Source organism: Streptomyces sp. NPDC052012 (assembly GCF_040689265.1).
In the GTDB taxonomy this organism is placed as follows: domain Bacteria; phylum Actinomycetota; class Actinomycetes; order Streptomycetales; family Streptomycetaceae; genus Streptomyces.
Genome location: NZ_JBFAXA010000002.1, coordinates 469,956 through 494,752, shown reverse-complemented (window position 1 = coordinate 494,752; position 24,797 = coordinate 469,956). Strand labels below are relative to the sequence as shown.

11 protein-coding genes are annotated in these 24,797 nt (G+C 69.7%); 6 read left to right on the top strand and 5 right to left on the bottom strand.

Annotated features, from left to right (window positions below):
- Nucleotides 1-144: 144 nt before the first annotated feature.
- From drmC to drmA, 3 genes are read right to left on the bottom strand one after another with little or no spacing between them, the layout of a single operon-like run.
- Nucleotides 145-936 (bottom strand): DISARM system phospholipase D-like protein DrmC, encoded by a 792-nt coding sequence (gene drmC / locus AB0412_RS05815; RefSeq protein WP_366401216.1) that lies wholly within the window; start codon nt 934-936, stop codon nt 145-147.
- The gene (locus AB0412_RS05810) at nt 933-2,828 is read right to left on the bottom strand and encodes a DUF1998 domain-containing protein (RefSeq protein WP_366401215.1); all 1,896 of its coding nucleotides are present in this window, start codon (nt 2,826-2,828) and stop codon (nt 933-935) included. The genes drmC and AB0412_RS05810 overlap by 4 nt, the downstream gene beginning before the upstream one ends.
- Nucleotides 2,825-6,649, bottom strand: a complete 3,825-nt coding sequence (gene drmA, locus AB0412_RS05805; protein ID WP_366401214.1) for a DISARM system helicase DrmA — start codon at nt 6,647-6,649, stop codon at nt 2,825-2,827. The genes AB0412_RS05810 and drmA overlap by 4 nt, the downstream gene beginning before the upstream one ends.
- A gap of 182 nt (nt 6,650-6,831) precedes the next feature.
- Here drmA and AB0412_RS05800 point away from each other — a divergent pair, with 182 nt between their 5' ends.
- Entirely contained in the window at nt 6,832-9,003 is a 2,172-nt protein-coding gene (locus AB0412_RS05800; RefSeq protein ID WP_366401213.1) for a UvrD-helicase domain-containing protein, read from the top strand.
- Between the two features lie 63 nt (nt 9,004-9,066).
- Here the strand turns inward: AB0412_RS05800 and AB0412_RS05795 are convergent, their stop codons facing one another.
- Nucleotides 9,067-14,859: an AAA domain-containing protein gene (locus AB0412_RS05795; RefSeq protein ID WP_366401212.1), complete on the bottom strand. Its 5,793-nt coding sequence runs from the start codon at nt 14,857-14,859 to the stop codon at nt 9,067-9,069.
- Nucleotides 14,860-15,209: 350 nt separating this feature from the next.
- Here AB0412_RS05795 and AB0412_RS05790 point away from each other — a divergent pair, with 350 nt between their 5' ends.
- From AB0412_RS05790 to AB0412_RS05770, 5 genes are all read left to right on the top strand, one after another.
- Nucleotides 15,210-16,049 (top strand): hypothetical protein, encoded by an 840-nt coding sequence (locus tag AB0412_RS05790; RefSeq protein WP_366401211.1) that lies wholly within the window; start codon nt 15,210-15,212, stop codon nt 16,047-16,049.
- A 45-nt stretch (nt 16,050-16,094) separates the two neighbouring features.
- Complete coding sequence (locus AB0412_RS05785) at nt 16,095-18,641, top strand: DUF262 domain-containing protein (protein ID WP_366401210.1); 2,547 nt, start codon at nt 16,095-16,097, stop codon at nt 18,639-18,641.
- 38 nt (nt 18,642-18,679) lie between these two features.
- Nucleotides 18,680-19,288, top strand: coding sequence for a hypothetical protein (locus AB0412_RS05780; RefSeq protein ID WP_366401209.1), 609 nt, complete (start codon nt 18,680-18,682; stop codon nt 19,286-19,288).
- A 14-nt stretch (nt 19,289-19,302) separates the two neighbouring features.
- Nucleotides 19,303-20,142, top strand: a complete 840-nt coding sequence (locus AB0412_RS05775; protein ID WP_366401208.1) for a hypothetical protein — start codon at nt 19,303-19,305, stop codon at nt 20,140-20,142.
- A gap of 1,026 nt (nt 20,143-21,168) precedes the next feature.
- A complete protein-coding gene (locus AB0412_RS05770; protein ID WP_366401207.1) occupies nt 21,169-24,336 on the top strand; it encodes a type ISP restriction/modification enzyme in 3,168 nt (1,055 codons plus the stop codon).
- On the opposite strand, the gene AB0412_RS05765 is transcribed toward AB0412_RS05770, so the two are convergent.
- Nucleotides 24,331-24,753 carry a hypothetical protein gene (locus AB0412_RS05765; protein WP_366401206.1) on the bottom strand — a complete coding sequence of 141 codons (423 nt, stop codon included), beginning with the start codon at nt 24,751-24,753 and terminating at the stop codon, nt 24,331-24,333. The two genes, AB0412_RS05770 and AB0412_RS05765, sit on opposite strands and share 6 nt — an antisense overlap.
- Nucleotides 24,754-24,797: the final 44 nt, after the last annotated feature.

The window sequence follows — 24,797 nt, the reverse complement described above, 5'->3', positions numbered from 1 at the left end:
CTACCGCACATCCTGCCGCCGCTGACGGCGGTGGTTGCCGAGCGACGTCGACCGCGGCGGCGAAAGGTCGCGCTGCCGGAAGGCGATCAACGACCCCGCCTGTCCCCAGGCCGTCGTCTCGACGACCTGAGACGGGCAGCTGCCTCACCGACGAGAAGGCTCAGCCGCTCGTTCAGGCCGGAAAGGCCTCAGTATGCCGAGACGTTGCAGCTCCACGATGTGCTCTGCCACGCGCCGCGGTGCTTCCCCGCCTGTCACCAGCACACCGGCCTCGATGTTGCGCCGAACCGCGGACTCGGTCAGGTTGGCGCTGCCGAGGAAGAGGGTGCGGCGGTCGGCGACCGCCAGCTTGGCGTGCTGGCGCGAGCCGGGGTGTTCGGCCGGGTTCCGGGCCCATACCCACAGCAGCAGCCCGGGCACGGAGGCGAACGCGTCGGCGGGCTCCTTGCCCGAGAGAAGTCCCCCCGAGCCTGCCAGTGTCTCCACCACGACGTGCATCTCCACGCCCCTGTCCGCGGCCTTCCTCAGCGCTCGGCTCAGCGCCGGATACGGTCGGGCCGCGTACGTCATGGCCAGCAGTTCGTGCTGCGCCCCGTCGATGACCTCGACGAGCACCTGGGCTGTGGCGCGCACCGGTACGGCCGGTGTCGAGGGGCCGCTCCACACCGTGCGGACCCGGACCGTGTCCCGGGCCTGTCGCTGGGCGGCGACATAGCCGCGCACATAGGCAGCCGCCTCGGCGGGCGCCACCGACTCCGACTGCATCGCGTCGCAGAGTCGCGCGACGGCCTCGCCGACTCCCGGGGTCGCCAGTTCGGTCAGTATCCGTTCCCTGGAGCGTGCCTGGGCCAGCAGGCCGGCGAGGTCCTTGCTTCGGGAGAGTCCGAGAGCCGCGACCGCGGGCCCGACAGCGGCCTCGAACGCGGGGCGGCTCACGGCAGCAGACCGACCGGTGTCAGCACCGGTTCCTTGTCCCCGGCCAGCGGGACGAGGAATCGACGGTCCAGGAAGCGGTTGCCGCGTTCGCAGGTCGTCTCGGACACGAACAGGCAGACATGGCACGCGGCTCCGTGGAGGAAGTCGGCCGGGTCGTGCGGCAGGCGCTCAGCACACAGCGGGTCGGCCGAGCAGTGACCGGCGTCGGCCAGGGCACGGCGCACGATCCGGTCGAAGTCGCGCTCCTCGGCGAGGGAGACCAGACCGCCCAGGGTGCCCTCCGAGTCCGGGACCGCGGTGTAGATGAGGATGCCCGTCCTCGGGTTCTGCTCGTCTCCCGCGTAGATCCGCTCGGCGAGCGAGGCGGAGTTGTAGCCGCATTCCAGGGCGATGGTGCGGATCAGCAGGTGGGAGAGGGTGTGCAGGGCGATGTAGCGGGCTCCGGGCCAGCCGGAAAAGGGGTCGAAGTCGCTCGTCTTGCGGTCCGACTTCCGGTTGGCGCGGAACCGCGCGTACGCCTCTCTGTGCGCCTCCATCTGCGCGGACTTCTCCATACGGGCGACCCACTCGGCCATCAGGCCGTCCCGCACCCGGAGGAAGACGCCCTCGCCGCGCACCTCACTCGCGGGCACCCAGTTGCGGGCCCCGCGGGACAGTTCGACGCGCGTGGCGATCTCCGGCGATTCCGGGTCCGGCGCGTCGAGCCGGGTGAAGCCGATCAGCGCCCGGGCCTCGCGCAGCCGCTCGACCTGCCTGATGTCGCCGAAGAACTCGCTGAGACGGGCCGGCACCGGGACCTGCCGCAGCGCGAAGTCGTCGCTGGGGGTGGGGACGGGCCCGGAAAGCGCGTCCCATTCCGGTCCGAACAGGTCCGCCTGGACGTCAGGCGCGGAGGGAGCCGGGCCGGCCGCCCCCTGCTTGCGCGCTGTGATCGCCGCAACCACCGCGTCGGCGTTGAACTCTTTCAGGAAGGCGAACTTGGGCATGCGCGCCATGAAGTCGAACTGCCCTCGATCCTCGATGAGTTCGAGGTCGGGCCAGTGGTCGTCGAGGAGCTTGTCGATGTCTCCGTCCTGCGCCTTCGGCAGGGCCAGGGCGCTGAGGGTGAGCGGGAACCACTGGTTGGAGGCGCCCGCCACCATCAGGACCGGCTCCTGTGCACAGCCGTTCGCCTCGTAGGTGCCGAGGTGCGGGTGTCGTCCGCGGCACGCGGGCAGGTTCCGGCGGCCCCGTTCGCCCATGGCTTCCCGGATGTTTCGCTTCACGCCGCAGGCGACACACTCGATGGTGACGTTGGCGGCCTGGTTGCCGCCGTGGTCCTTCATGCGCAGCTTGGGGCGTGGCGTCTTGGCGCAGTTCTGCCCGTGGTGGACGTAAGCGGTGTACGGGAATTCGTCGAGATGACCGGCGGTGCAGACCAGGGTGAAGCGGGCGGCCACGGCGAGCGGCTTGCCCCGCTTGCAGTCGTGGACGAATTTCGCCTCGTGCGGTGTCCGGGGGTTGGAGTTGACGAAGGCAAACTCATCGGAGTCGATGGCGGCCAGCACGTTGCAGGCGGTGCAGCGCAGCCATTGGGGGAAGGGCGTGACGGGCACACCGACTCCCTGGGCTGCCCAGCCCTTCGGGTCGGCGTCGGCGCCCTCGAGCCACGGAGCGGCTCGCAGTTGTTCGACCTGTCCGCGTCCATAGCGCTGGAGTGAGCGGTTGACGGCGGCGCGAAGGCGGGGCTCGTCGATGTCGTAGTCGGTGACACCGGAGTGGCTCCAGGAGTCGATGCCCCGGATGAGCACCGAAAAGTTCGGCAGGTCGACAAGGGCACCGACACCGGCGGTGAACATGAGGTGGCTCGGCCGTACGGCACCGACCCTGCGGTTGCTGCCATGGGTGCTCATCGCTGTGCCTTCCTGACCGTGTCGGCCGTAACGGGCCCGTACTCGTCACTGTCCACGGTGGTCGCCGTATCGGGGTCGGAGTCGGTCGCGGGCGTGCCGAAGTGCCAGTCGGGACCGCTGCCCGAGGGCTCTTCCAGGAACACGCCGCCGCCGGGCAGGAGCAGATTGATCTCGTTCTCCGTCTCACGCATCGACATGCCGACGGTGAGCTCGGTCCACCGGGATCCGTCCGCCCGCCTGAGCAGTCCGTTCACGACGGTCGTCTTGTGCTTCTCCTTGCGGTAACCGAGTGCCGATGTGCTCTCGTCCCGCTTCCGGCGCCATTCGTCCTTCAGCCGGTCCAGGCGTTCACTCAGGTACTGGCGGGGCCGGTCACCTCCCACTCGTTCCGCCCTTTCCAGCAACCGCCGTTCGACGTCCTGCGCGAGCGGGCCGTCGAGGTCGACGTGGTGGGCGTCGAGGTTGCGGGAAGTGTCGTACCTTGCGTGCCGCAGCGCGGCGACGTAGGTGGCGGCGACACCCCGGTCGAGTGCGCGGCGGGTGTACGGGGTGACGGAGAGGGCCTCCACCTGGCGGTAGAACGTCGCGTGATAGTGCTCGAAGTCCTCGTAGTGCGCGAGGTCGCGGGGGCGCGACCAGTTGTAGAGGGTCACCACCAGACCGGGACGCCTGGCGTCACGGCCGACCCGGGAGGACGCCTGGATGTATTCGGCGGTGTTCTTGGGCTGACCGACGACCAGCATCAGGCCGAAGCGGGAGACGTCGACACCGACCTGAAGCATGGAGGTGGCGAGGACGACGTCCACGGCCTGCCGGATGGTCGGCGTCATGGAGGCGCGGGGTTCGCGCTTCTCCTTCACCGCGGCCGCGTACTCGCGCAGGAGGGCTCGCCGTCGTACCGAGGTGTCGCGCTCGGGGTCGAACTCGATCTCCAGCCGTTTCAGGGCCGCGCCGATGTCGGCCGAGGAGATACGGGAGGTCAGCTCCTGGATACTGAGCATCCCCGCCTTGCTCACGATACGGTCCGAGAGCGTGTCCTGGCCCTTGCGGCTGCCGTTGGCCCGCACGCGGGTGGTGATGTCGTCGTCCATGTATCGCCGCATACCGGCGAGTTCGCGGGTGGCGTTGAAGTAGCCCACGAGTGTCATGTACGGGTCCGCAGGCCTGCCGTAGTCGTCGAAGAGCTGCTGTCCCGCGAGCAGAAGAATCTCCGCGACGCGGATCTCCGCGGCCTTCAGCCGTGTGCCGTGCGCGCACACGCCCAGGTAGCGGCGGCCGGGGTTCTCCCGGCTGAGCTCCACCTGTCGGGAGAAGAAGGTGTCGCCGACGTCCAGCACCTGGGGTGGGAAGACGGCGACCTCGCGGCCGAAGACACCGCGCACCTGGTCGGCGGCCCGCTTGGTGGTCGCGGTGGACGCGACGATCTTGGGGCCGGTTTCCTGGCGCCGTCCGTGGGCGTCGGTGAAGCTCCACGTGCACAACTGGTCGACGGCGGCTTCGAAGAGGCCCACGGTGGTGCCGAGCGCTCCGGAGATCAGGTGCAGCTCGTCCTGGATGATCAGGTCCGGGGGCCGCAGGCGGGTGACGGGCTGGGCGGTGACGCCGGGCAGGTCGCCTCTGGCGTTGTGCCGTCCCCCGCAGCCGGTCTTGGCGTCCAGGTCATCATGGCGGTAGCCGTGGCGGGGGCACAGCTCGGTGACCCTGCCGAACAGCAGGCCCGCGTAGCCGTTCCACGGGAGCTGGGCGAACTTGTCGACCGTGGCGATCAGCAGTGAGGGCGCCAGCCGGTAGATCTCCTCGTCGACGGTGAGTACCGGGATGCCCTCGCCGAGCGCTTCGCGGCGGGAGAAGGGGCAGCGGTCCTCCCCCTCCCCACGCGGGCAGTACAGCAGGATCCGCCGTCGTCCTTCGTCGTACTCCATGTTCGAGCGGGCGGTCAGTCCGCTGCCGCACCACGGGCAGGTGAGGACCTGCAGGACGCGGGCGTGCTTGTCGCTGGCGCTCTCCTTGGCCTCGGCGATCTGCTCCTTCGCCTCGTCGAACCAGTTCGGCGAGACGGACGTGCCCACCCAGAGCCCGATGCGGAACGGAGTGGAGCCCCAGCGCCGGTCCCGCGCGAACTCCTCACGGCGCAGCACCTCACAGGCGCTCACCAGGGCAGCGGCTCGCTGGAACTGCTGGGCGGTCAGCAGTCGCAGGGTGTAGCGCATGAGCACGCCCACCCCGGCCTCACCGCTGCGGGCCTCGGTTCCCGAGCCGATCGTCCCCTGCAGGCGCCTGAGCGCGAAGGTGTAGGCGGCAAGGCCCAGGTACGCCTCGGTTTTGCCACCGCCGGTCGGGAAGAACAGCAGGTCGACGAGGGCTTGGCGGCCGGTGCCGCGGTGCGGGTGGCCGGGCTGGGTGAGAGAGGCGATGTTGAGCAGGACGAAGGCGAGCTGGAACGGGCGCCAGCTGGCCCCGGCCTTACCCTTCCCGTGGACCTCTTCCTTGGCTTCCCGGTAGGAGAGGGGGTCGTTCTCACGACCGGCGCGGGCGGCGGCGATGGCGGTGTTGCGCCGCTGCAGGGCCATGGCCCGGTTGGCGAACCGGAAGGCCGTGAGGGCCGTGTCGTCGGCCACGAGCCGGTCGATGCCCAGCGTGATGCGGTCGCAGACCTCGAGCGCCTGCTCGATCGCGACCTCGGCCGATTCGCGCAGGTCGTCGGGGAGCGAGCGGGCGGCCCTGCGCTGCCGTTCCAGCCAGGTGCCGTACCCGTCGGCCAGCGGAGCCAGGGCGGCGCTGAGTTCGGCGCGACGGTCGGGCACGGCGAGTGCTGCCAGGTCGTCCATACCCAGCTCCAGGCCCTGGAGCAGCTCCTGCTCCTCGAGCGCCGGCGCGGTGGTGGCCCGCACGTCGTACTCGGGGAGCCAGACGGTGGTCAGGCGGTGGGCGTTGCGTTCGCCGTCGCGGACGTGTGCGTGAACGGCGACATTACGTCCCTTGGCATGGCTGAGGCTGTCCCGGTAGAGCAGGCGCAGCCGCCGCTCCTCGGCGTCCTCGGGCGCGTTGCCGCGGCTTGCCGCGTCGAGAGGATCGTCGACGGGCAGGAAGACGGCGGCCTGGTCGTCAGGAAAGGCGGTGACGTCGATCTCGGTCTGGAAGAGCCAGTGGGCGTCCCGTGCGTCCCGGCTGTCCGGCTGCCGGTTCACCAGGGCCAGCTCGACTATGCGGAGGTCCTCGGTGCCCGCGCGGCCAGTGTGCCTGCGTACCTGTATGTCCAGAACCACGGCTTCGCCGTCGAGGTCGACGGCCCGGTCGGTCCCGCCGGTCACGTCGATGTCCACCAGGTGCTCGACGGGCTCCCGCGACCAGACCCTGCGGGTCGTCCCCCGGTCGGTGGCTTCCTCCGACTGCGTGTAGCGCCCCCAGCGCACGGTGGCGCTGAGTGTGCCCACGGAGGCCGGGACGGTGAAGGCCAGTCCCATCGAGGACGCCCAGATGTGCCCGGCGGCCTGCGGGCTGAGCCGGTCCTGCAGGTCGCTGTCGTCACCTTCCTGCTCGTCACCCGACTCACCGTCCGCGCTCTGGGCAGCCGCGCGGGCGATCCGGTCCGTGGTGACGGCCTCGGGGCGCGGACCGAGCATCCCGACGAGGTAGCGGTCGCGTGGCCCGGAGGAGGCGCTCGGCAGGGTTTCCGTCTCACCGTCCCAGGGACCCAGCAGATCCCGGCGGATGTAGGTGACGAGTGCGTCCCGGACCGCGTAGGAGTCCCCCGCACGGAAGGTCTGGGGAACCTCGTCGAGCGGGTGCGGGACAGCGGCCTGGGCAGGCTGGGCCGGCATGCGGTGGGTCCTTTCGGACAGATCCGTTGGAGCACGGTCGTGCGCCGATGGGGTGAGAGCAACAGAAATATAGATCGTTGACTCAGTTCACACAATGATTAGGGCGAGATCCGTCACTCGGCGTCCCGATCAGACTCTAGGCTGTTGCTCGCCCACCGCCCGCCCACGACCCGAGGACGCCCATGCCCCGTCTCGCCCTCTCCGACGACTTCGTCGAGGATCTGATCTCCCTGCAGAGACCGGTCCAGAAGGAGGTCAACGACGCCATCCAGATGTTCCGCAGGCTGACCGTGCCTCAGCTGCATGCCAGCAAGGGAATGCACCTGGAGAAGCTCGAAGGGGCGCGCGACTCCCGGATCCGTACGATCCGGATCACCAGGTTCTACCGGGGGGTTCTCCTCGCCCCGGACGACGGGAGCGAGCTGTACACACTGCTGCGGGTCGCTCCGCACGACGAGGCGATCAACTGGGCCTGCAAGCGCGCCTACTCGGTCAACGGTGCCACCGGCGGCCTGGAGGTCCGCAACGTCGAGGCGCTCGAGCAGATGGAGACCTACTTCGAGACCAAGGCGGTCGAGACCCCGGCGCGCCTCTTCGCCAGGCACTCCGACACCGTGCTGCGGGATCTGGGTATCGACGAGCAGGTCCTGCGGCTGGCACGGGTGTGCGTCACGACCGACGACCTGACGGTCATGGCGCCGCCCATGATGCCCGCCGACCAGTACGAGGTGCTGGAGTACCTGGCGGCCGACTACTCGCCCGAGGATGTCTGGGAGCAGCTGATCGCCCCGCGCGGGCAGACGGTGCGCACGGCTGAGGACCGGCCGGCCGTCACGCTCAGCGAGGCGATCCTCAACACGCCCGACCGCATCGTGGAGGTCACCGGCCCCGGTGAGCTGGAGCGGATCCTCACCGAGGACTTCACCCGCTGGCGCGTCTTCCTGCACCCCGCCCAGCGGCGGTACGCCTACCACCCGGGCTTCAACGGGCCGGCCCAGGTGACGGGCGGTCCTGGCACCGGCAAGACCGTCGTCGCGCTGCACCGGGTGCGGCATCTGCTGCGTACCGGACGCGAGGGCGACCGGATCCTGCTCACCACCTTCACCAACTCCATGGCGGCCGCCCTGCGCGACAACCTGGCCCTCCTGCTCGGCGACGCCGACGCCCACCTGATCGACCGGGTGGACGTCACGACGGTGGACTCGCTCGCCGCCCGGGTCATACGGGAGGCGCGGGGCAGCTCACCGAAGCCGTTGTCGGCGGCAGCCGAGAAAAGCGCCTGGACCCGTGCCGCCGCACGCGAGGACCTGCCCTGGTCGGAGCGCTTCCTCTCGCAGGAGTTCCGGGGCGTCGTCCTCGCCCAGGGGCTGCGGACGCCCGAGGAGTACCTGCGGTGTGTGCGCAGGGGGCGCGGCACGCAGGTCGGGCGAGTGCAACGGGCGCGGCTGTGGCGGGTCATGGAACGGTTCACCGCGGATCTGGCCTCGCGCGACTCGGCGACGTACACCATGCTCTGCGACCAGGCCGCCGGGATCCTTGGGGAGCAGGGGCCGCGTTACCGTCACGTCGTGGTGGACGAGGCGCAGGACCTGCACCCGGCCCAGTGGCGGGTGCTGCGCGCCTGCGTCGCCGAGCAGTCCGACGACCTGTTCCTCGTCGGCGACCCCCACCAGCGCATCTACGACTCCCGGGTCTCGCTGCGCTCGCTGGGTGTCAACGTGCGGGGGCGCACGTCCCGGCTGCGCGTCAACTACCGGAGCACGGAGGAGATCCTGCGCTGGTCGGCGTCGCTTTTGGACGGTCAGCCGGTGGGCCGGCTCGGCGAGGACGACGACGATGACGGCGGCCGGGACTCGCTGCGGGGCTACCGGTCCGAGCTGCACGGCCGCGTGCCGGTGGCCCGGGGCCACGCCAGTCAGGACGACGAACTGCGCGCGCTCGTGGAACAGATCCGGGTCTGGGTGGACCAGGACGGAGTCAAGCCGTCCGAAGTGGCGGTGTGCGCCCGGTTCAACACACTGGTCGACGCCGTCATCGCGCGTCTGCGCCGGGAGGGCGTCCCGGCGGTCGCGGTCAAGGACGACCCGGGGCCGGAGGTGTCGGGTGTGCGTGTGGCGACGATGCACGGGATGAAGGGTCTGGAGTTCCGCTGCGTCGCCGTCGTGGGCGTGACGTCGAGCGTGCTTCCCTTCGCTCCGCAGGTGACGCCGGCGGACGAGGACGCCGTGCAGCACCGATCGGATCTGCTGGCCGAGCACTGTCTGCTCTTCGTGGCGTGCACGCGGGCGCGTGACGCACTGGCGATCTCCTGGAGCGGTGAGCGGAGCCGCCTGCTGGACCCGGTGGCCGACTGAGACGCACAGGCCCTGTCACCCGGATCTCGCCGTACGGGGTGACAGGGCCGGCTGCCGGAGTGCTCAGACCCGGATCTCCCGCACGACGACCGAGCGCGCCTTGCCCTGCGACGCGTCGTACGAGATCTCCCGTCCGGCGGGCTGCCACATCAGCGCATGGCCGAGGGGAGACGACGGGGAGACGATGTCCGCCTCCTCAGTGGGCAGTTCGGCGACGGTGTACAGCGTGTCCTCTTCGAGCTCGCCGTCGAACTCCAGGACCAGCAACGCGCCCGGGACGACGACGTCCGGCACGACCGGTTCCCGCCCTACGCTGACGGCGTCGAGGAACGTCCGCAGGAAGGCGAGGCGCTTCGTGCGCCGGTCGCGCTGGTCGGCATGGGTCTTTCTGAGGAACACGAGCTGCGCCGCATCCGCCCCGTCGGGGATCTCGTGGGGAGTGTCCAGGGCTGCCTGCAGTTGCTGCACCTCGCGGACCAGCCGCTGGAAGGCGGCGGCAGGGATCTCCCGAACCGGCAGTGAGCCCCGGGCGACCGAGGCCGGCGCCGCCTCGGGCTCCGACGACCGTGTGGTGCCCGCACATGCTCCGGTGACGGCCCGGTGCTTTGGAGGAACCGAGGGCGGTTTAGCCGCGGCGGGCGTCGCCTCCCGGGCCGGACCGCGCAGCGACTCGCGCGGATCCGAGGGCGGCGGCACGGTCACCGCTTCAGGAACGGCGGCAGCGTCGGTCGCCGCTTCTGGGTCGCCCGCTACCTCCCTGTGTTCACTGCGCGGCTCGGCCTCCTCCCTCACCGGCTCGATGCCCAGGCGATCCAGCTCGGCCCAGAGCGGCGCCAGCGCCTGCTCACGGTCGAGGTGGAACCGGCTGCCCCGGATCCGGACGAACGTCCAGTCGACCCGTTCCAGGTCGCGCTGTCTGGCCGCCGCGGTGGCGGCGTCCTCGCCCTCGGCGAAGGCGTCACCGTCGCAGGCGACCGCGAGCCGGCGCGTCCCACCTTCCACGACCAGGTCGAGGGTGTGGCGCCCCACCTTGTATCCCGGACGGACCCGATAGCCCCGCGCCGTCAGTTCCAGGTACACCTTCTGCTGGAACAGACTGTCGAACGCTTCGTGCCTGACGTCGGGCAGAACCTCGCCCTCGACTGCGGCGGTGTCCTCCTCCACGGGCCTGGTGAGGTGGTCGAGCCACCGTCGGCGCAGATCGTTCTCATGGAATTGCTCGGCGCGCGCGCTGTGGAACACCCACACCTGGTCCTGGGCGCGGGAGGCCGCCACGTTGATCCGCTGCTCGTACGTCTTGCCGTTGAAGCCGCCCGGAACGGATCCGGCAGCGGTGGACGGCGAGTTGACGCAGGAGACGAACATGACGTGCCTCTCGTCGCCCTGGAAGTCCTCGGCGTCACCGACCCGGATGCGCCGCTCCTCGCGCTGCTCGTAGTCGAGACGCTCGGCGAGCAGGTTCTCCAACTCCGTCAGATGTCCCTTGCTGGCGCGGAGGCTGATGACGCCCATGGTCTTCCCGTCGTAGGCGGGGTCGGCGCAGCAGCGCACGATCGCGTCGACGAGGGCCTCGGCCTCGGCGGTGTTGGTCAGCCGGGAGTTCGCGCCGAGAGCTTCGCCGTGCTCGACGTGGACGGTGCGGACCGGGGGCAGCCGGTCGGCGCCGTACTGCCGTAGGGGCAGCAGATCACGGTTGTAGCAGAGGTCGTTGGAGAAGGAGATGATCTCCGGCATGCACCGGAAGTGCTCCTTGAGCATGAGCGTGCCACGGCCCGCCGAGAGCGCTTCGGTGAGGTCGAAGAAGCTCGAGTCGGGGCCGAACAGGCTGCGCACGTCCGGTTCCAGCGCGGTGAGCAGCCGGTCTCTGAGGTGGAAGTACTCGTCCTGTTTGAGGCCGACGTTGGACGGGCTGACCTGCTTGCTGTCGCCGACGACGACCATCCGGTCGGCGAGCCAGCTGAGCAACATGGCCTCCAGACCGGACTGGCTGGCCTCGTCGACGATGACGACATCGAACATGCCGGACCGGTCCATGGGCACCGTTTCGGCGACCTGGTGCAGCGGCATGATCCAGGCCGGCACCGCGGTCTGCGCCTTGCGCAGGGCGGCCTGTGCGTCGCGCCGATAACGGTGCTGGTACTTGCCCTTGATGCGCCGGGCGGCCTGCTGGTAGGCGCTGAGCGCCCGGGACTGGTCGCCGGTGAGCAGACCGAGGCAGCGGTGCCAGGCGCGGGCGGCGGCGAGCCGCGCGAGCATGATGCGGGCTTCGTCGTCGGCCTCCGTCAGCCGCTTGCGCAGGGTGCGCTCGGCCTCTGGGTCGGTCAGCCGCTCCATGCGCTCGCGCCACGCGGACCAGGCCCAGGCCTCGGCGAGCGAGGGCAGCCTGGTGTCCCAGGCGGTGTCCTCGTGCGTGCCGATGATGCGCTCGGCGAGATCCGGGAAGGCCTCGCGGACACAGGTGAGTGCCGCGTCCTGTTCGGCCCGCAGCCGGGCGGCCTCGCGCACCTCGGCCATCTCGTCGCCGAACGAGCGGTAGCCGTCGGGGTCCCGTTTCCGTACAGCGTCCAGGGCACGCAGAACCGCGGGCGCGACACCTGGCCGGTCGCTCCAGGCCCGCAGCAGTTCCTCGGTGTCCGCGATGGCCTTGCGGGACTGTTCGGCCGCGCGCAGCGTGGTCGCCGCGCGCAGCAGGGTGCGTACGGCGTTCTCGACGGACGGGTCGTGCCAGGTGGCGACGGCGAGTGCCGGCGAGGTGGCCGCGGCGGTCAGGACGTCGGTACACGTGGCGGCGACGGCGAGCAGCGCGTCGAGCACTTCGGCGTCCTGACGCAGCCGGGCGAGGCGCGGTCCGTGTCCGTGCCAGGCTGCGACGGGGGTGCCCCACTCGGACTCCACCTGTGCCAGGCGCAGTTCGAGCTGGACGCGGGCGAGGACGACGGCCGCCGTCGCGGTGTCCTCCGGTGCCCGTCCGTCGACCCGTACGGTCTCCACGAACGCGCCGACCGTCTTCGCCAGCTTCGAGCGCATGCCGAGGGGGCCGCGCAGCTTCTGGCCCTGGCCGAGTCCGTCGTGCAGGGCGGTGGCCTGGGCGAGCGCCGCGGCAGGGTCGTACTGCTCCAGGCCGCTGACCATGGCCGTGCCCAGCGTGGCGAGTGAGGCGTCGACGGCTGCCAGGGTCTCGGTGACGGCGGCCCGGCGGCTGCGTGCCTGCCAGTCCTGCCCCTCGGTCACCTCCTTCAGGAGTGCCGCGGCCCAGGCACCGGCCGGGGCGGCGAGGGATGCGGCACGGGCGCGGGCAGCGGAGAACGCGTCCAGCGCCGAGGACAGCCGGCGCTGTTCGACCTCGCTGAGGCTCCGCACGGCCGTGTCGTACTCTTCGCACAGGGGATCCCGGCGCGCGGCGGCGTGCGCTTCCTCGGCCGACCGTACGACCCGCACGGCCTCCTCGAAGTCGCCGGGGCCCGGCAGTTCGGCGGGTCCGGGCACCTCGGCGGCCAGGGCCCGGTGGTGCGGGGTGTAGGCACGGGTGGTGTGCAGCAGGCGCAGGGCCTCGTCGGCACTCAGGCCGGGCTGTTCCTGCGGGACCGGGCCGAGCCAGTCGTGTCGTGCCGCCTCCGCGGTAAGGCGCTCGGCGATCTCCTGGAGGCTGCCACTGTAGTCGCCGATTTCCGCGTCGAAGCGGTGGGTCTCCTGCTCCCGCAGTACGGCGAGGTCGCGCAGCATGGTCTGCTGGGCGGCGCGTGCCTTGGCGAGGCGGGACTGGAGCGTCTTGATCTGCTTCCGGGAGGCCTTATCGTCATAGCCGGCGTACTCGCTGAGGATCCTGTGCACGGACGCCTCGAGCTCCCGCTGGGCGGCGGCGCCGTCCTCGGTGCGACTCACGCAAAGGTCACGGATGGACTCCGGCAGCTTGTCCCGCAGCACGCGCAGGGCGCGCGGGGTGTGGCTGGTGATGAGGACCCGCTTGCCCTGCGCGAGCAGGTCCGTGACCAGGTTGGCGATGGTGTGCGTCTTGCCGGTGCCGGGCGGCCCCTGGACGACGACGAGCCGGTTCGCGCGCAGGCGTTCGGCGATGGTGCGCTGTTCCTCGTTGGCGGGCAGCGCGAAGTACATCTCGCCGCTGTCGTGCGCCGTGCCGTCGTCCTCCGCCGCCGCGAGGTCGGCCGCGGTGAGCGCGCCGTCCCGGCCCGCGATGTAGCGGAGCAGTTCGGTGGGCGGGGTGCCCGCGTCGATCTGCCGGGCGATGGCCTTGAGGGCGTCCATGGTCGAGCGGCGGCTGCGCTCACGCAGCACGAGTGCGGGCGTGAGCCCCACCTGCGGAACGTCGAGGGTGCGAGGCTTGGCGCGGTCCACGGATGGCGCGTAACTCCCCGCGCTGTGTGCGGCGTTCACCCAGCTGCGCAGGGCGGTGTGGACGGCGTCGAGGTGTTCGGGGTCCGTCGCGTCCGAGGCGCCTTCCAGTACCTCGACGATCTCCTCCCGAACGGGGCCCGGCACGTGCTGGGCCCCTTCGAGCATGCCCTCTTCGAGTTCCAGGCCCGCGCCGGTCGGGTCCGGGGCGGCGGTGAGCGTGCCGGTGGACGGGTCGAGCCGGAGGGTGGCCCGGTGGGTGACCAGGTGCCGTTCCACCCGCTGACCCGAGGTCGTCTGCCAGGTCAGCCGGCCCAGGCCGAGGACGAGTTCGTAGGATTCGCCGAGGTTGGCGGCGTCCTCGTGCATCTTGTGCAGCCGGTCGTACAGCCTGACGACGGGGTCGATCGCGCGGCGCCGCTCCGCCCAGGCGAGCCATTCCTGTTCCCAGGCGGCGTACAGCTTCTCGATCTTCTCGCGCTGGGGGTGCTCGTCCAGCTCGTGGTAGGTCTTGTCGAGCGGGATGCCCTGCGACCAGTCGGGAAACTCGGGTTCGATGCGCCGGCGCAGGTGCGGGGCGCGGGTCTGCTTGAAGTCGCGGATGCGGGTGTCGTCCACCCAGGGGGCGAGCAGGGGCTCGGGGTGCGGCGCGTCCTCGCGTTCGGGGCGGGCGACGGTCAGCCAGGCCGGCTCGTCGGTGGCGAGTACGCCGTCGATCATCACGTCTACGCCGTCGTCGTCCGGCAGTTCGTCGAACCACACGGTGCCGGCCGCGCCGTCGAGCGTGCGCACGGGGCGGGTCTTGGACTCCTCCGCCTCGGCGAGGAAGCGGAAGATCTGCCGCACGCGTGCGGCGTCGAGCTCGTCCGCGGAGAGCTGCGGCAGGGGTTTCGGCGTGCCCTGCCGCCAGGGACCGGCCGGCTGGGCGGGGACGGCGTCGAGCGCTCCGCCGGCGGTGCCGCCGAGGTCGCTCACAGGCTCGGCTTCCGAGCCCCCGGCCACGGACAAGGACGCGACGCGGGTGCCGGTGCCGCTGCTCGTGCCGAGTGCGGCGGACGCGGCGGCCAGGGCCGTGGTGAAGGTGACACTCTCCCGGTCGTGCGCGTGCCGGAAACGGACCTCGATGTCGAGATCGCCGGCGGTGCCGGCCGGTATGCTGTAGGCCCACGTGGCGGAGACCCTGCGTCCCGCGCCCAGGGTGCCCTCCAGCTCCTCGTCGAGCACGTCACTGCGGTAGTCCTGCACCTGACGGCCCGTCTTGCCGTACGGTCCGCCGCGCACCAGCAGGGTGATGCCGTCGAGGTCGACGGGCCGTCCGGTGCCGTTGCTCAGGTGCAGGGTGCAGCGCACCAAGTCGTCGCCGGGCCGGTAACCGTGGCTGTCGTCGGCGTCGGCCAGTTCGTACGGCAGGACGTCGTCCACGCGCACGTACAGGCCGTCGTCGTACTGGTAGACAGAACCGACAGGCCGCAGACCGTCGCCCGGCCCGCTCTCATGCTGACTCACACGCCACCCCCACTGCTGCTGAGGACCATCTGGTGGCCCGTTTCAGTGACATCGCGCCCGGCCACCTCAAGCCGGACACAAGGCGCCCCCCGGCGCGTGAACTTGAGTGTGAACTGAGCACACGCGGCGAGCGTATCAGCAAAGCCGACACCTTCACCCGGCTCGGGAGACCCCGCCGACACATATCGCCTCTGATGAGTGATTCAGAAGCGCCTCCAATCCGCCGCGGACGTCATCATGAAGCCGCTGCCACGAGAAGCACGTTGACTAAGTTCACAGTCGCACGGCAGGATACTCAACGCGTCACCGTGCATCTCGTGACGCCGCTCCCGGAGGAAGGTACTCGCGCCATGCACATGCAAGTGGTCGACGTCTCGCCCCAGTTGGCGGCAGAGTGGCTCACCCGCAACACCAACAACCGGCCGCTCAGCAAGAGCACGGTGCAGTATCTGGCTGGCCAGATCCAGCGTGGGGAATGGCAGTTGACCCACCAAGGCATCGCCTTCGACGAGGACGGTGTTCTCATCGACGGGCAGCACCGCCTGGCGGCCGTCGTCAAGGCGGGCGTCACCGTGCAGCTGACCGTCACGCACGGTGTGCCGCGCACGGCGTTCACCGTGATGGACACGGGCCGCAAGCGCACCGGCCGCGACGCGCTCGCCCTCGCGGGTGAGACCAACGCGACCCACCTGGCGGCAGCTCTTCGAGGACTGCACCTCTACCGGAACGCCCCCAACTCCTCGTGGAGCGGTGGATCCTCGGTCACCAGCAACGACCAGCTCCTGGATCTGCTCGCCAAGCACCCCGGCATCCGCGACGCCCTGCACCACGGCATCGCACTGAATCGAGGGTGCCGCATCACCGTCACGGCGGCGACGATCGGCTGGTACGTCACCACCGAGGCCCGGCCCGACGTCGACCAGTCCGCGTGGGAGGAAGGAGTCGTCACCGGCGCGCGCCTGGAGCCGGGCGACCCCCGTCTCACGCTGCGCAACACCATGCTCAACCTGGCCCTCGGCAACGCGCACCGGCGCCGCGACGACTCGCGCGAGCATCTCCTCTACTACCTCAAGGCGTGGAACGCCTGGATCGAGGGCCGCAGCATCAAGCTGCTACGCCGCTCCCCCAACGAGACGATGCCGCGCATCTCCAGCCGCTCAGCCCTGACATCGGCGGACAACACTGCCTGAAAAGGCATAGATTCAACGGACGGCCGCTCCTAGGAGAGGAGGCGCATGCGCGCCCAGGAAATCACCTTCCTCAAGCTGGTCCAGGGGGACAAGCAGTTTCAGGTGCCGCTCTACCAGCGCACCTACAGCTGGGGCAGGGAACAGCTCCAGCGGCTGTGGGAGGACGTCGGGGAACTCGTCGAGCAGCACTTGGCAGGTGAGACTGCGGCGCCGCACTTCCTCGGTTCCGTGGTGCTCGCACCGGGCCAGATCCAGGCGGGCGGGGTACAGCGATGGCTGGTGGTCGACGGACAGCAGCGGCTGACCACGCTGATGCTGGCCTTCACGGCGCTTCGTGACCATCTGAAAGAGACCGGTGACGCGCGCGGTGTGGATCGGGTGCACCGCCAGATACTGGTCAATGAGTTCCACGAGGGTGCGGACCACTACCGGTTGCTGCCCACACAGGCGGACCGTGAGGCGTTCACCGCCTGTGTCCAGTCCCGCGCCGACGCCGGCGGAGGCGACAACATCGGTGCTGCCTACCGGTTCTTCCGCGGTGCACTCGCCGAGGGCCACGAGGCGGGCGACGAGCGCTGGACGGCCACGGTCGAAACGGTCCTCAAGGATCTGCTGTCCATCGTGGAGATCACGGCCGAGTCCGGCGACAACGTCTACCGGATCTTCGAGTCCATCAACAACACCGGGGTCGGGCTCAGCCAGAGCGACCTCTTGCGCAACTACGTGTTCATGCTGCTGCCCAAGCGAGGCGAGCGGATCTACCAGGAACTGTGGCTGCCCATGCAGCAGAGCCTCGGTCCGAAGAACCTCGAGCTGCTGGTCTGGCTGGACCTGGTGGTACGCGGCCACTACAAGACCAAGCAGAGCGAGATCTACCGCGAGCAGCAGAAACGGCTGCAACCGCTGGCCGGTGACGAGGACGCGCTGCAGCGCGAGATCGAGCAGTTGGCCGAGCGGGCCGGGAGGTTCCTGCGCATCGTCGACCCAGCCCGTGAGCAGTCCCCTGCCCTTCGCGCGGTCCTGGAGCGCCTTGCCTCCTGGGGTGGCCAGACGCACTATCCGCTCGCGCTGCACCTGCTCGACCTTCTCGCTGCCGGCAGGACCACTCCCGAGGACGCGGCGCAGGCGCTGGGCTACGTCGAGTCCTATCTCGTGCGGCGCCTGATCTGCCAGACTCCGACGACCGGCCTGAACCGGATCTTCATGGAGGCTCCGAAGGAGCTGGAGACCGACCGGCCTACCGCCGAGGCGGTACGGCGGTTCCTTTCCGGTCGGCGCCGTCGGTGGCCGAGCGACGAGGAACTGCGCGAGGCGATCCGCACCAAGCCCTTCTACTGGAGCGGCCGTCCTCCGCAGCGGAGCTACATCCTGCGCCGCCTGGAGGAGAGTTACCGCGCATCCGAGCCCGTGGACTTCGCCAGGGCGTCCCTCAGTGTGGAGCACGTCCTGCCGCAGCGCCCCGCTCCGGCGTGGTTCGACCTCCTCGCCGAGGAGACGGAGCCGAACCAGACGCCGCAGGAACTCCACGACCTCCTGGTGCACACACTCGGCAATCTGACGCTGACCGGTGACAACGCCAAACTGTCCAATCACCCCTTCGAGCGCAAGCAGCAGATCCTCGACTCCAGCGCCCTGCGCATGAACCTCGAGATCTCCTCGGCACAGCGCTGGGGCAAGGCGGAGATCCTGCAGCGGGCCGACCGTCTGGCCGAGCGAGCGGTCGAGCTGTGGCCGGGTCCCATCGGCGGGGTCAAACCGGCCGGTGAGGAGTCTCCGGGCTGGGCCGAGCTGCGCGCCGCACTCGTGGCGATGCCGAGCGGGACGTGGACCACTTACGGCGATGTCGCCGAACTGATCGGCAGCCACCCGGTGGCCGTCGGCGCCTACCTGGGCGCCAACCCGACGGTGATCGGCGCGTACCGGGTCCTCACCGCGGAGGGCAAAATCTCGCCTGCCTTCCGCTGGGCTGACGGCGACGACCGGCCACCGCCGCAGGACCTGCTGTCGAGCGAAGGAGTGCACTTCGACTCCTGGGGCCGGGCGCATCGCTCGCAGCGCCTGTCCGCCGCTGAGCTGGCGACGCTGCTGGGCAAGGACGTCGCACAGCAGGTGTCGCACGACCCGCTCCCCGAGGGGGAGGACTCGGCGGCGGCCGAGCGCTTCCGATCGCAGTTGCAGGAGCACTGGCCGGACGCGTACCCGGGAGTCATTGCGGCCCTCGACTTCTGGCGCCGGCAGGGGGGTTACGTCAACTACGGCCGCTACGAGGAGACCAGCTGCTTCCCGGTACTGGACACCGGGACGAGCCGTGGCCCGCACCTGCTCTGGCCAGTGGCGATCTACCCGGTGAGCGGCACGGTCGAGGTGGTCTTCCAGTATCTGAAGTCACGTACCCCCTTCGACGACACCGAACAGCGCCGGGAGCTGCTGAACCGTCTGAACAAGATCGACGGCATCGACCTGCCTGAGGCGAAGTTGGAGCTGCGTCCTTCTTTCCCTGTCAGTGTCTTCGCCCAGCACGGCGACGAGATCTGCGAGGTGCTGGACTGGTTCGTGGGGGTGGCGGCGCTGGATCTGGCGCGGCGGGACTGAATGCGGTTGGCCATGTCGAAAAAGGGGGGAGATGAGTCGTGCAGCTTTTGACCGACCTTGTGCTGGTTCGCAACGACGGGACGTGCAGAGACAAGACAGGCACGACTTGTTCCGGCGTGATGTCCCGAGCGAGCGCCATCGAGTGGGAGCTACGGCTCCCCGGGCAACCCACGCTGACGGTGCACGACAACCATAGGGTGAACGGCGAGCGGGATCTGGTGCTCTACAAGCCCACGGTTGTCCCGGAAATGCCCGCAGCCCTCTCCAACCTGCACAACAGGCTGCGCTCGGGGATCTCCGCCACTGCGAAGCATGGAGAACTGCGCATCATGGTGTTCCCCACGTACGTCGACACGCAGGGCAGGCCACGGATCAAGAAGGCGCTCACGACAGCGGACCTCGCGGACCAAGTAGGGCTGCGCCATCTCCGTGAGCTGACTGCCCGAGAGGGGGTCAGGTTGGATGCCGCGTTCGACCGACCCGATCTACCTCCGGTGGACCTGGACGACCCACAGAACGAAAAGTCCCTCCAGCACGCTGTGTTCTTTCCCGCCGCGGATGAAGAGACACCGGTGGTCGCCTTCGTCTGCTTCCGGATCGTGCCCGTGCTGCGGCACATCGGCTGGCTGTCTCCGGACGACGACTGAGGGAGGGGGCAGCTTTGCCACGCCGACCCTGCACAGGAACAGTTCGCGGGCTCAAGGGCCAGACGATCTGCTTCACGGGTCGTGTTCTCGTCGACGGCGCGTGGACGGTCAGAACGGACTGCGCCAAGAGAGCAGGACAACACGGAGCCATCCCCAAGACGGATTTCTCACGGAAAGTCACCCTGGTTGTTTACGGCGATCTGGCCAGCAAGGTCGTGACCGACGACCGTCGCGCCTACAGCAGTACGCTCGTGGACGCCGAGGCCGAGCGCAGCCGGGGGCGGCACATCTGCGTCGTGGACGCAGACGGCTTCTCGAAGCTGCTCAAGGGGCGTCCCGCGCCGTGCCTGGAGTTGAGAAGGGCAGGCACCAGACGTGTTCGTCCCGTCGCAGCCGCTACGACCGAGGGTCGCATTCTCGGCGGTCCCCTCCGAGTGAGAAGGACGGGCCGACGACTGTCCGGTGATCTCACGCTGGACCTCGGTCGTCTCGACAAGGCGACGACCGCGCACGAGGCGACAATCGGCGCGCTCATCGCGTACCTGTCACACCAGGACGTCGAGGCATGTACGTACGCTCCCGGCGCTCCGGAGTTCGACGCCGGTTGGTCACGCGGTGATGAGGTGTTCGTGGCCGAGATCAAGAGCCTGACCGGGGCACGTGAGGACCAGCAGATCCGCTTGGGCATCGGACAGGTCCTCGACTACGCCCATCAACTGCGGACCGCGTTCCCCGGCACCGTCATACGTCCGATTCTGGTGTTGGAGAGACGCCCCTCGGATGCCCGCTGGGCCGCACTTGCGGGCAGTGTCGGCCTGCGACTCACCTGGGCCCCCGGGTTCCCCGGCATCTGACCGGTCGGTGCAGCAGCAGCGCCGGCCGTGGCAGCGCTGCGGCCCGGGGACGCCGGGAACGGCGGGCACGCGGCGTCGTCCAAAGCGTCTGCCTCGTTCTCCTCCTCGGCCGGTTCCGGGCAGCCCTCCGCGAGCACTGCGAGGGACGACACGGTGGCGAGACAGCAGACCGCCAGCGCCGTTTCGGCGACTGCGGAGAGCTGGGGCCAGGCGCGAGCGGCTCAGGGGGCGGGCGAGCACGACGTGGCGCGCGCGGTCCTGCACGGCGAAGGTCTCCTCGCCCAGGACCTGAGCGACGGCGCCGACTTCTTTCCGGAGACCGTGCGGTTCCATGAGTCGCGCCGGGAGGTCTACCTCTCGTACACGCCGGCCTCCGACGAGCAGGAGACGATGTGCGCCGAGACGGAGATCGCCAGAAGCACGTGTCTGACGGCCCGGGATGTCGTGCTCCGCCTGCACCCCGATCTTCCGTACCGCAGGTACGTGATGGTGAAGGAGGAGAAGGGCCGAGAACCCCAGGTGACGTGGCAGGACGACTTCGTCACCAACACCCAGTGCCAGTCGGCCGCTGACGACGGCACCGGGCGGGACTGCGACGACACTACGCAGGATGCGGAAGATCGCGGGCGACGCATGGCCGTACTCTCGCTACGCCGTGGCGGAGATAGGCGGTTCCGGCTACCTGATGATCCGTTGGGGCACGGCAACCAGGCTGGCGGACTGCCCTGCCTGAGGCACGCACTTTGCTACGGCGGCGCTGGGGGGGCGCACTGCTGCACAGGCAGAACTCAGGCATGCGCCTCCCCCTCTTGGCATGTCCTGTCTCATACTGCGCGAAGAGGGGATTGGTCCCGACGCGTTCGGGGCCCGGGGAACGGGGGATCGAGGATGGCTGACGCACGTCTTCAGTGGCTTCAGGAAGCCGTTTCCGCTTTCGGTGCAGAATGCAAGCGGAACCTGGCGGGCCCCGGTGACCGCGAGGCAGCGATCCGCGGCCCTCTGGAACAATTGTTCCGGACCATAGCCGTGAACCACGCGATGGACGAGGTCAGCTGGCACCCGGAGACCCGCATCCCCCACCTGGGGGTACGACCCGACTACGCCGTACGCGTCAAGGCTGACGTGACCGGCTACATCGAGGTGAAGCGGCCCGGAAAGGGCATCGACCCCGACTCCTTCACAGGCCACGACAAGAGGCAGTGGGAACGGCTGCGCGACCTCCCCAACCTGCTTTACACCAACGGCACTCACTGGCGGCTCTTCCAGTACGGCGCACAGATCGGTGAGGAGGTCGTCCTGTCGGGCGCCCTGAGAAGCGCCGGGGAGAAGCTGACAGCGGGCAACCTCGCTGCCTTCGACGCGCTGGCCCAGGCAGTGCTCTGCTGGAAACCGCCGGAGATCCGGCGCGTTTCGGTGCTGGTCCAGCACATCGCACCGCTGTGCCGCCTGCTGCGGGAGGCCGTACGGGAGCAACTACGAGCCGAGGCCGGGCTGGACGCGACCGACTCGACGGCCGACCGCCCCTTCACCGGTCTCAGGAGCGACTGGCGCCGACTCCTGTTCCCGACAGCGGACGACTCGACTTTCGCCGACGGTTACGCCCAAACGGTCACCTTCGCGCTGCTCCTGGCCCAGACGGAGGGCATTCCGGTCACCGGTACGAGCTTCCACGAGATCGGGCGCCGTTGCCTCAACGCCGGCCACGCTCTGATGGGCAAAGCGCTCCAACTCCTCACCGACAACGTCAACGAGCGGTTCGAGGTGACCTTGAACCTTCTCGCCCGTACGGTCGCAGCCGTCGAGTGGGACACCATCCGCCGGGGCAACCGGGACGCCTACCTCCACCTGTACGAGTCGTTCCTCTCCGTCTACGACGACAACCTCCGCCAGCGCAGCGGTTCGTACTACACCCCGCACCAGGTAGTGGAGGAGATGGTGCGCCTCGCCGAGGAGGTGCTGCGCAGCCGTCTGGGCAAGGCGCGCGGCTACGGAGACGAGAGCGTACACATCGTCGACCCCGCGATGGGCACCGGCACCTACCTGCACACCGTCATCGAGCGGGTGGCGCGGCAGGCGGCCGAGCGGCACGGCGAGGCCATGGCAGCGGACGCGATCGGCCGGCTCGCCGAGCGCCTGTACGGCTTCGAGCTCCAGATGGGCCCGTTCGCCGTCGCCGAACTCCGCGCGGCCGACCTGCTGAAGAAGCACGGGGCACAGCTCCCGCCCGGCGGCCTCAACCTCCACGTCACGGACACGCTCGACGACCCGTACGTCCAGGAGGAGCAGCTCGCCTCGACGTACGCGGCCCTGTCGGTGTCACGCGCCCGCGCCAACCACGTCAAGGCCAACGTCCCCGTCACCGTGGTCATTTCGAACCCGCCGTACGACGACAAGGCCGAGAGCCGGGGAGGGTGGATCGAGAAGCGGGTGAAGGGCCAGGGGCGTCCTCCCCTGGACGACTTCCGGCATCCGGGCAACGGCCGTTACGAGCACGCGCTGAAGAACATGTACGTCTACTTCTGGCGCTGGGCCACCTGGAAGGTATTCGACGCCCATGCGGACGACCGGCACGGCGTCGTCTGCTTCATCACCCCGTCCGCGTTCGCCACCGGGCCCGCCGGGCGGGGCATGCGCGATTACCTGCGCCGGACGTGCGACGAGGGATGGGTCATCAACCTGTCGCCGGAGGGGCAGCGGTCGGACGTGGCCACACGGGTGTTCCCGCACGTCGCCCAGCCGCTGTCGATCTGCGTGTTCGTACGGCGTGCGGATCACGACTCCGACGAGCCTGCGCGCATCCATTACAGGGCGCTGCATGGGAGGCGGGCGGAGAAGTTCGAGCAGCTTCGGGGGGTGCGGCTGGATGACGGGGGCTGGCGCGATGCGCACGCGCAGGGGATGCGGCCTTTTACACCGGCGACCTTGTCGGGCTGGGATGAGTGTCCGGCACTGGAGGACTTGTTTCCGTGGGGAAGCCCCGGCAACAAGACCAACCGGTCGTGGGTGACTTCTCCGTCCGGGGGCGTTCTGCGGCGGCGGTGGGCGCGGCTGGTCGGTGAAATCGATCCAGAGATGAAGGCACTGCTCTTCAAGGAGACACGAGACCGTCAACTCGGCAGCCGCCCTGCCTGCTTACCGGGCTTCCCACACCCTGACCGGACCATGCGTGACGAGGCCGACCCTCAGCCGCGGCTGCTGCGGATCGCGCTGCGCAGTTTCGACCGCCACTGGCTCGTCGCCGACAACCGTGTACTCGACTTCCCGCGGCCCGACCTGTGGGAGGCCCTGCAACCCCGGCAGTTGTTTCTCAACCAGCAGAGCAGCCACGAGATCAGCGGCGGTCCCGCGCTGGTCGCGACCGCGTTGTTGCCCGACACGCATCACTTCAACGGCCGTGGCGGCAGAGTGCATCCCGTTCTCCATCCGGACGGCTCTGGGAATGTGCCCAGCGGGCTGCTCCGACATCTGGCCGGTGTTCTGGGTCTGTCCGAGGTGCCCGTGCATGACCTAGCGGCCTACGCGGTGGCCATCGCCGGGCACAGCGCCTTCACGGAGCACTTCGCCGAGGACCTGCTCACCCCGGGAGTCCGGTTGCCTCTCACACGCGACCCGGACCTCTGGAAGGAGGCAGTCCGCATCGGGCACGAGTTCCTGTGGGCGGCGACCTACGGAGAGCACGGCCTGCCCGACGGAGCATCCACTCCTGAAGAGGACGGCGTCCGTTTTCCCCAGGGCGATCCTCGGCAGGTGCGCTACGTGACCGGGATAGGCACCGATGTGCCCGACACCCTGGCGTACGACGAGGAGAACACCACTCTGCACGTGGGCCGGGGCGCCTTCTCGTGGGTGCCGCCGGCCGTGTGGAACTACGAAGTCGGCGGCATGCGCATCGTGAAGAAGTGGTTCGGCTACCGGAAAGCCTCCCCCACCAGCAGGAAGACCAGCCCGCTCGACGACATCCACGTCACGTCATGGCCGCGCGAGTGGACGGAGGAGCTGATCAACCTGTTGTCCGTCCTCCGGCGGCTGGTCGACCTCGCACCCACGCAGCAGGCGCTCACGGCGAAGATCGTGAGTTCGCCGGTCATCACCGTCGCAGACCTCACGTCGGCGGGCGTTCTCCCTCCGCAGCCCGGGGCAACGCGTGCGCGGCGCCTTGTCGTCCTGGACTTCGGCCAGTCGGACGAGTCATGAGAGGTCGGCGCCACCCGCCTCCCCCGTGCGGACGTAGGACTCCGCCTGCTCCAGGGTCCACGTCCCTTCCGCGAGCCGTTTCAGCGCGTGCCCGGCGGAACGGGGCGGCGCGCCCCTGGACACGGTGTCGGCGAAGGAAGCCACCGCGCTCAGGCGGGCCGTCAGCTCGTCGCACTCCGCCGCGCGCAGGACTGCCGCGCCGAGCGGGGTGAGGCGGAGGGTGCCCCGGTCGCCACCGCGCTGTTCGACCAGCCCGGACCACAGCAAGGTCGGCAGGGCGTCCCGGACCTCGTCCGTGTCGAGGTCCCGGGCCGCGTAGGACTCCGGCGCCGTCTCGGGTGCCGGGAGGTCACACAGGTCCATTTCCCGCAACAACTGTTGCTGGAGCGGCGACAGCTGACCGCTGGGAACGAGCATGCCTCCAGTATTGCGCGCCGCGGGCGTCCCGGCGCCCCGACACA

Excerpts from the sequence above, each read along its gene's own strand:
- AB0412_RS05810 (WP_366401215.1), bottom strand. The coding sequence starts at position 2,828 with ATGAGCACCCATGGCAGCAACCGCAGGGTCGGTGCCGTACGGCCGAGC.
- AB0412_RS05800 (WP_366401213.1), top strand. The coding sequence starts at position 6,832 with ATGCCCCGTCTCGCCCTCTCCGACGACTTCGTCGAGGATCTGATCTCC.
- AB0412_RS05765 (WP_366401206.1), bottom strand. The coding sequence starts at position 24,753 with ATGCTCGTTCCCAGCGGTCAGCTGTCGCCGCTCCAGCAACAGTTGTTG.
- AB0412_RS05790 (WP_366401211.1), top strand. The coding sequence starts at position 15,210 with ATGCACATGCAAGTGGTCGACGTCTCGCCCCAGTTGGCGGCAGAGTGG.
- drmA (WP_366401214.1), bottom strand. The coding sequence starts at position 6,649 with ATGCCGGCCCAGCCTGCCCAGGCCGCTGTCCCGCACCCGCTCGACGAG.
- AB0412_RS05785 (WP_366401210.1), top strand. The coding sequence starts at position 16,095 with ATGCGCGCCCAGGAAATCACCTTCCTCAAGCTGGTCCAGGGGGACAAG.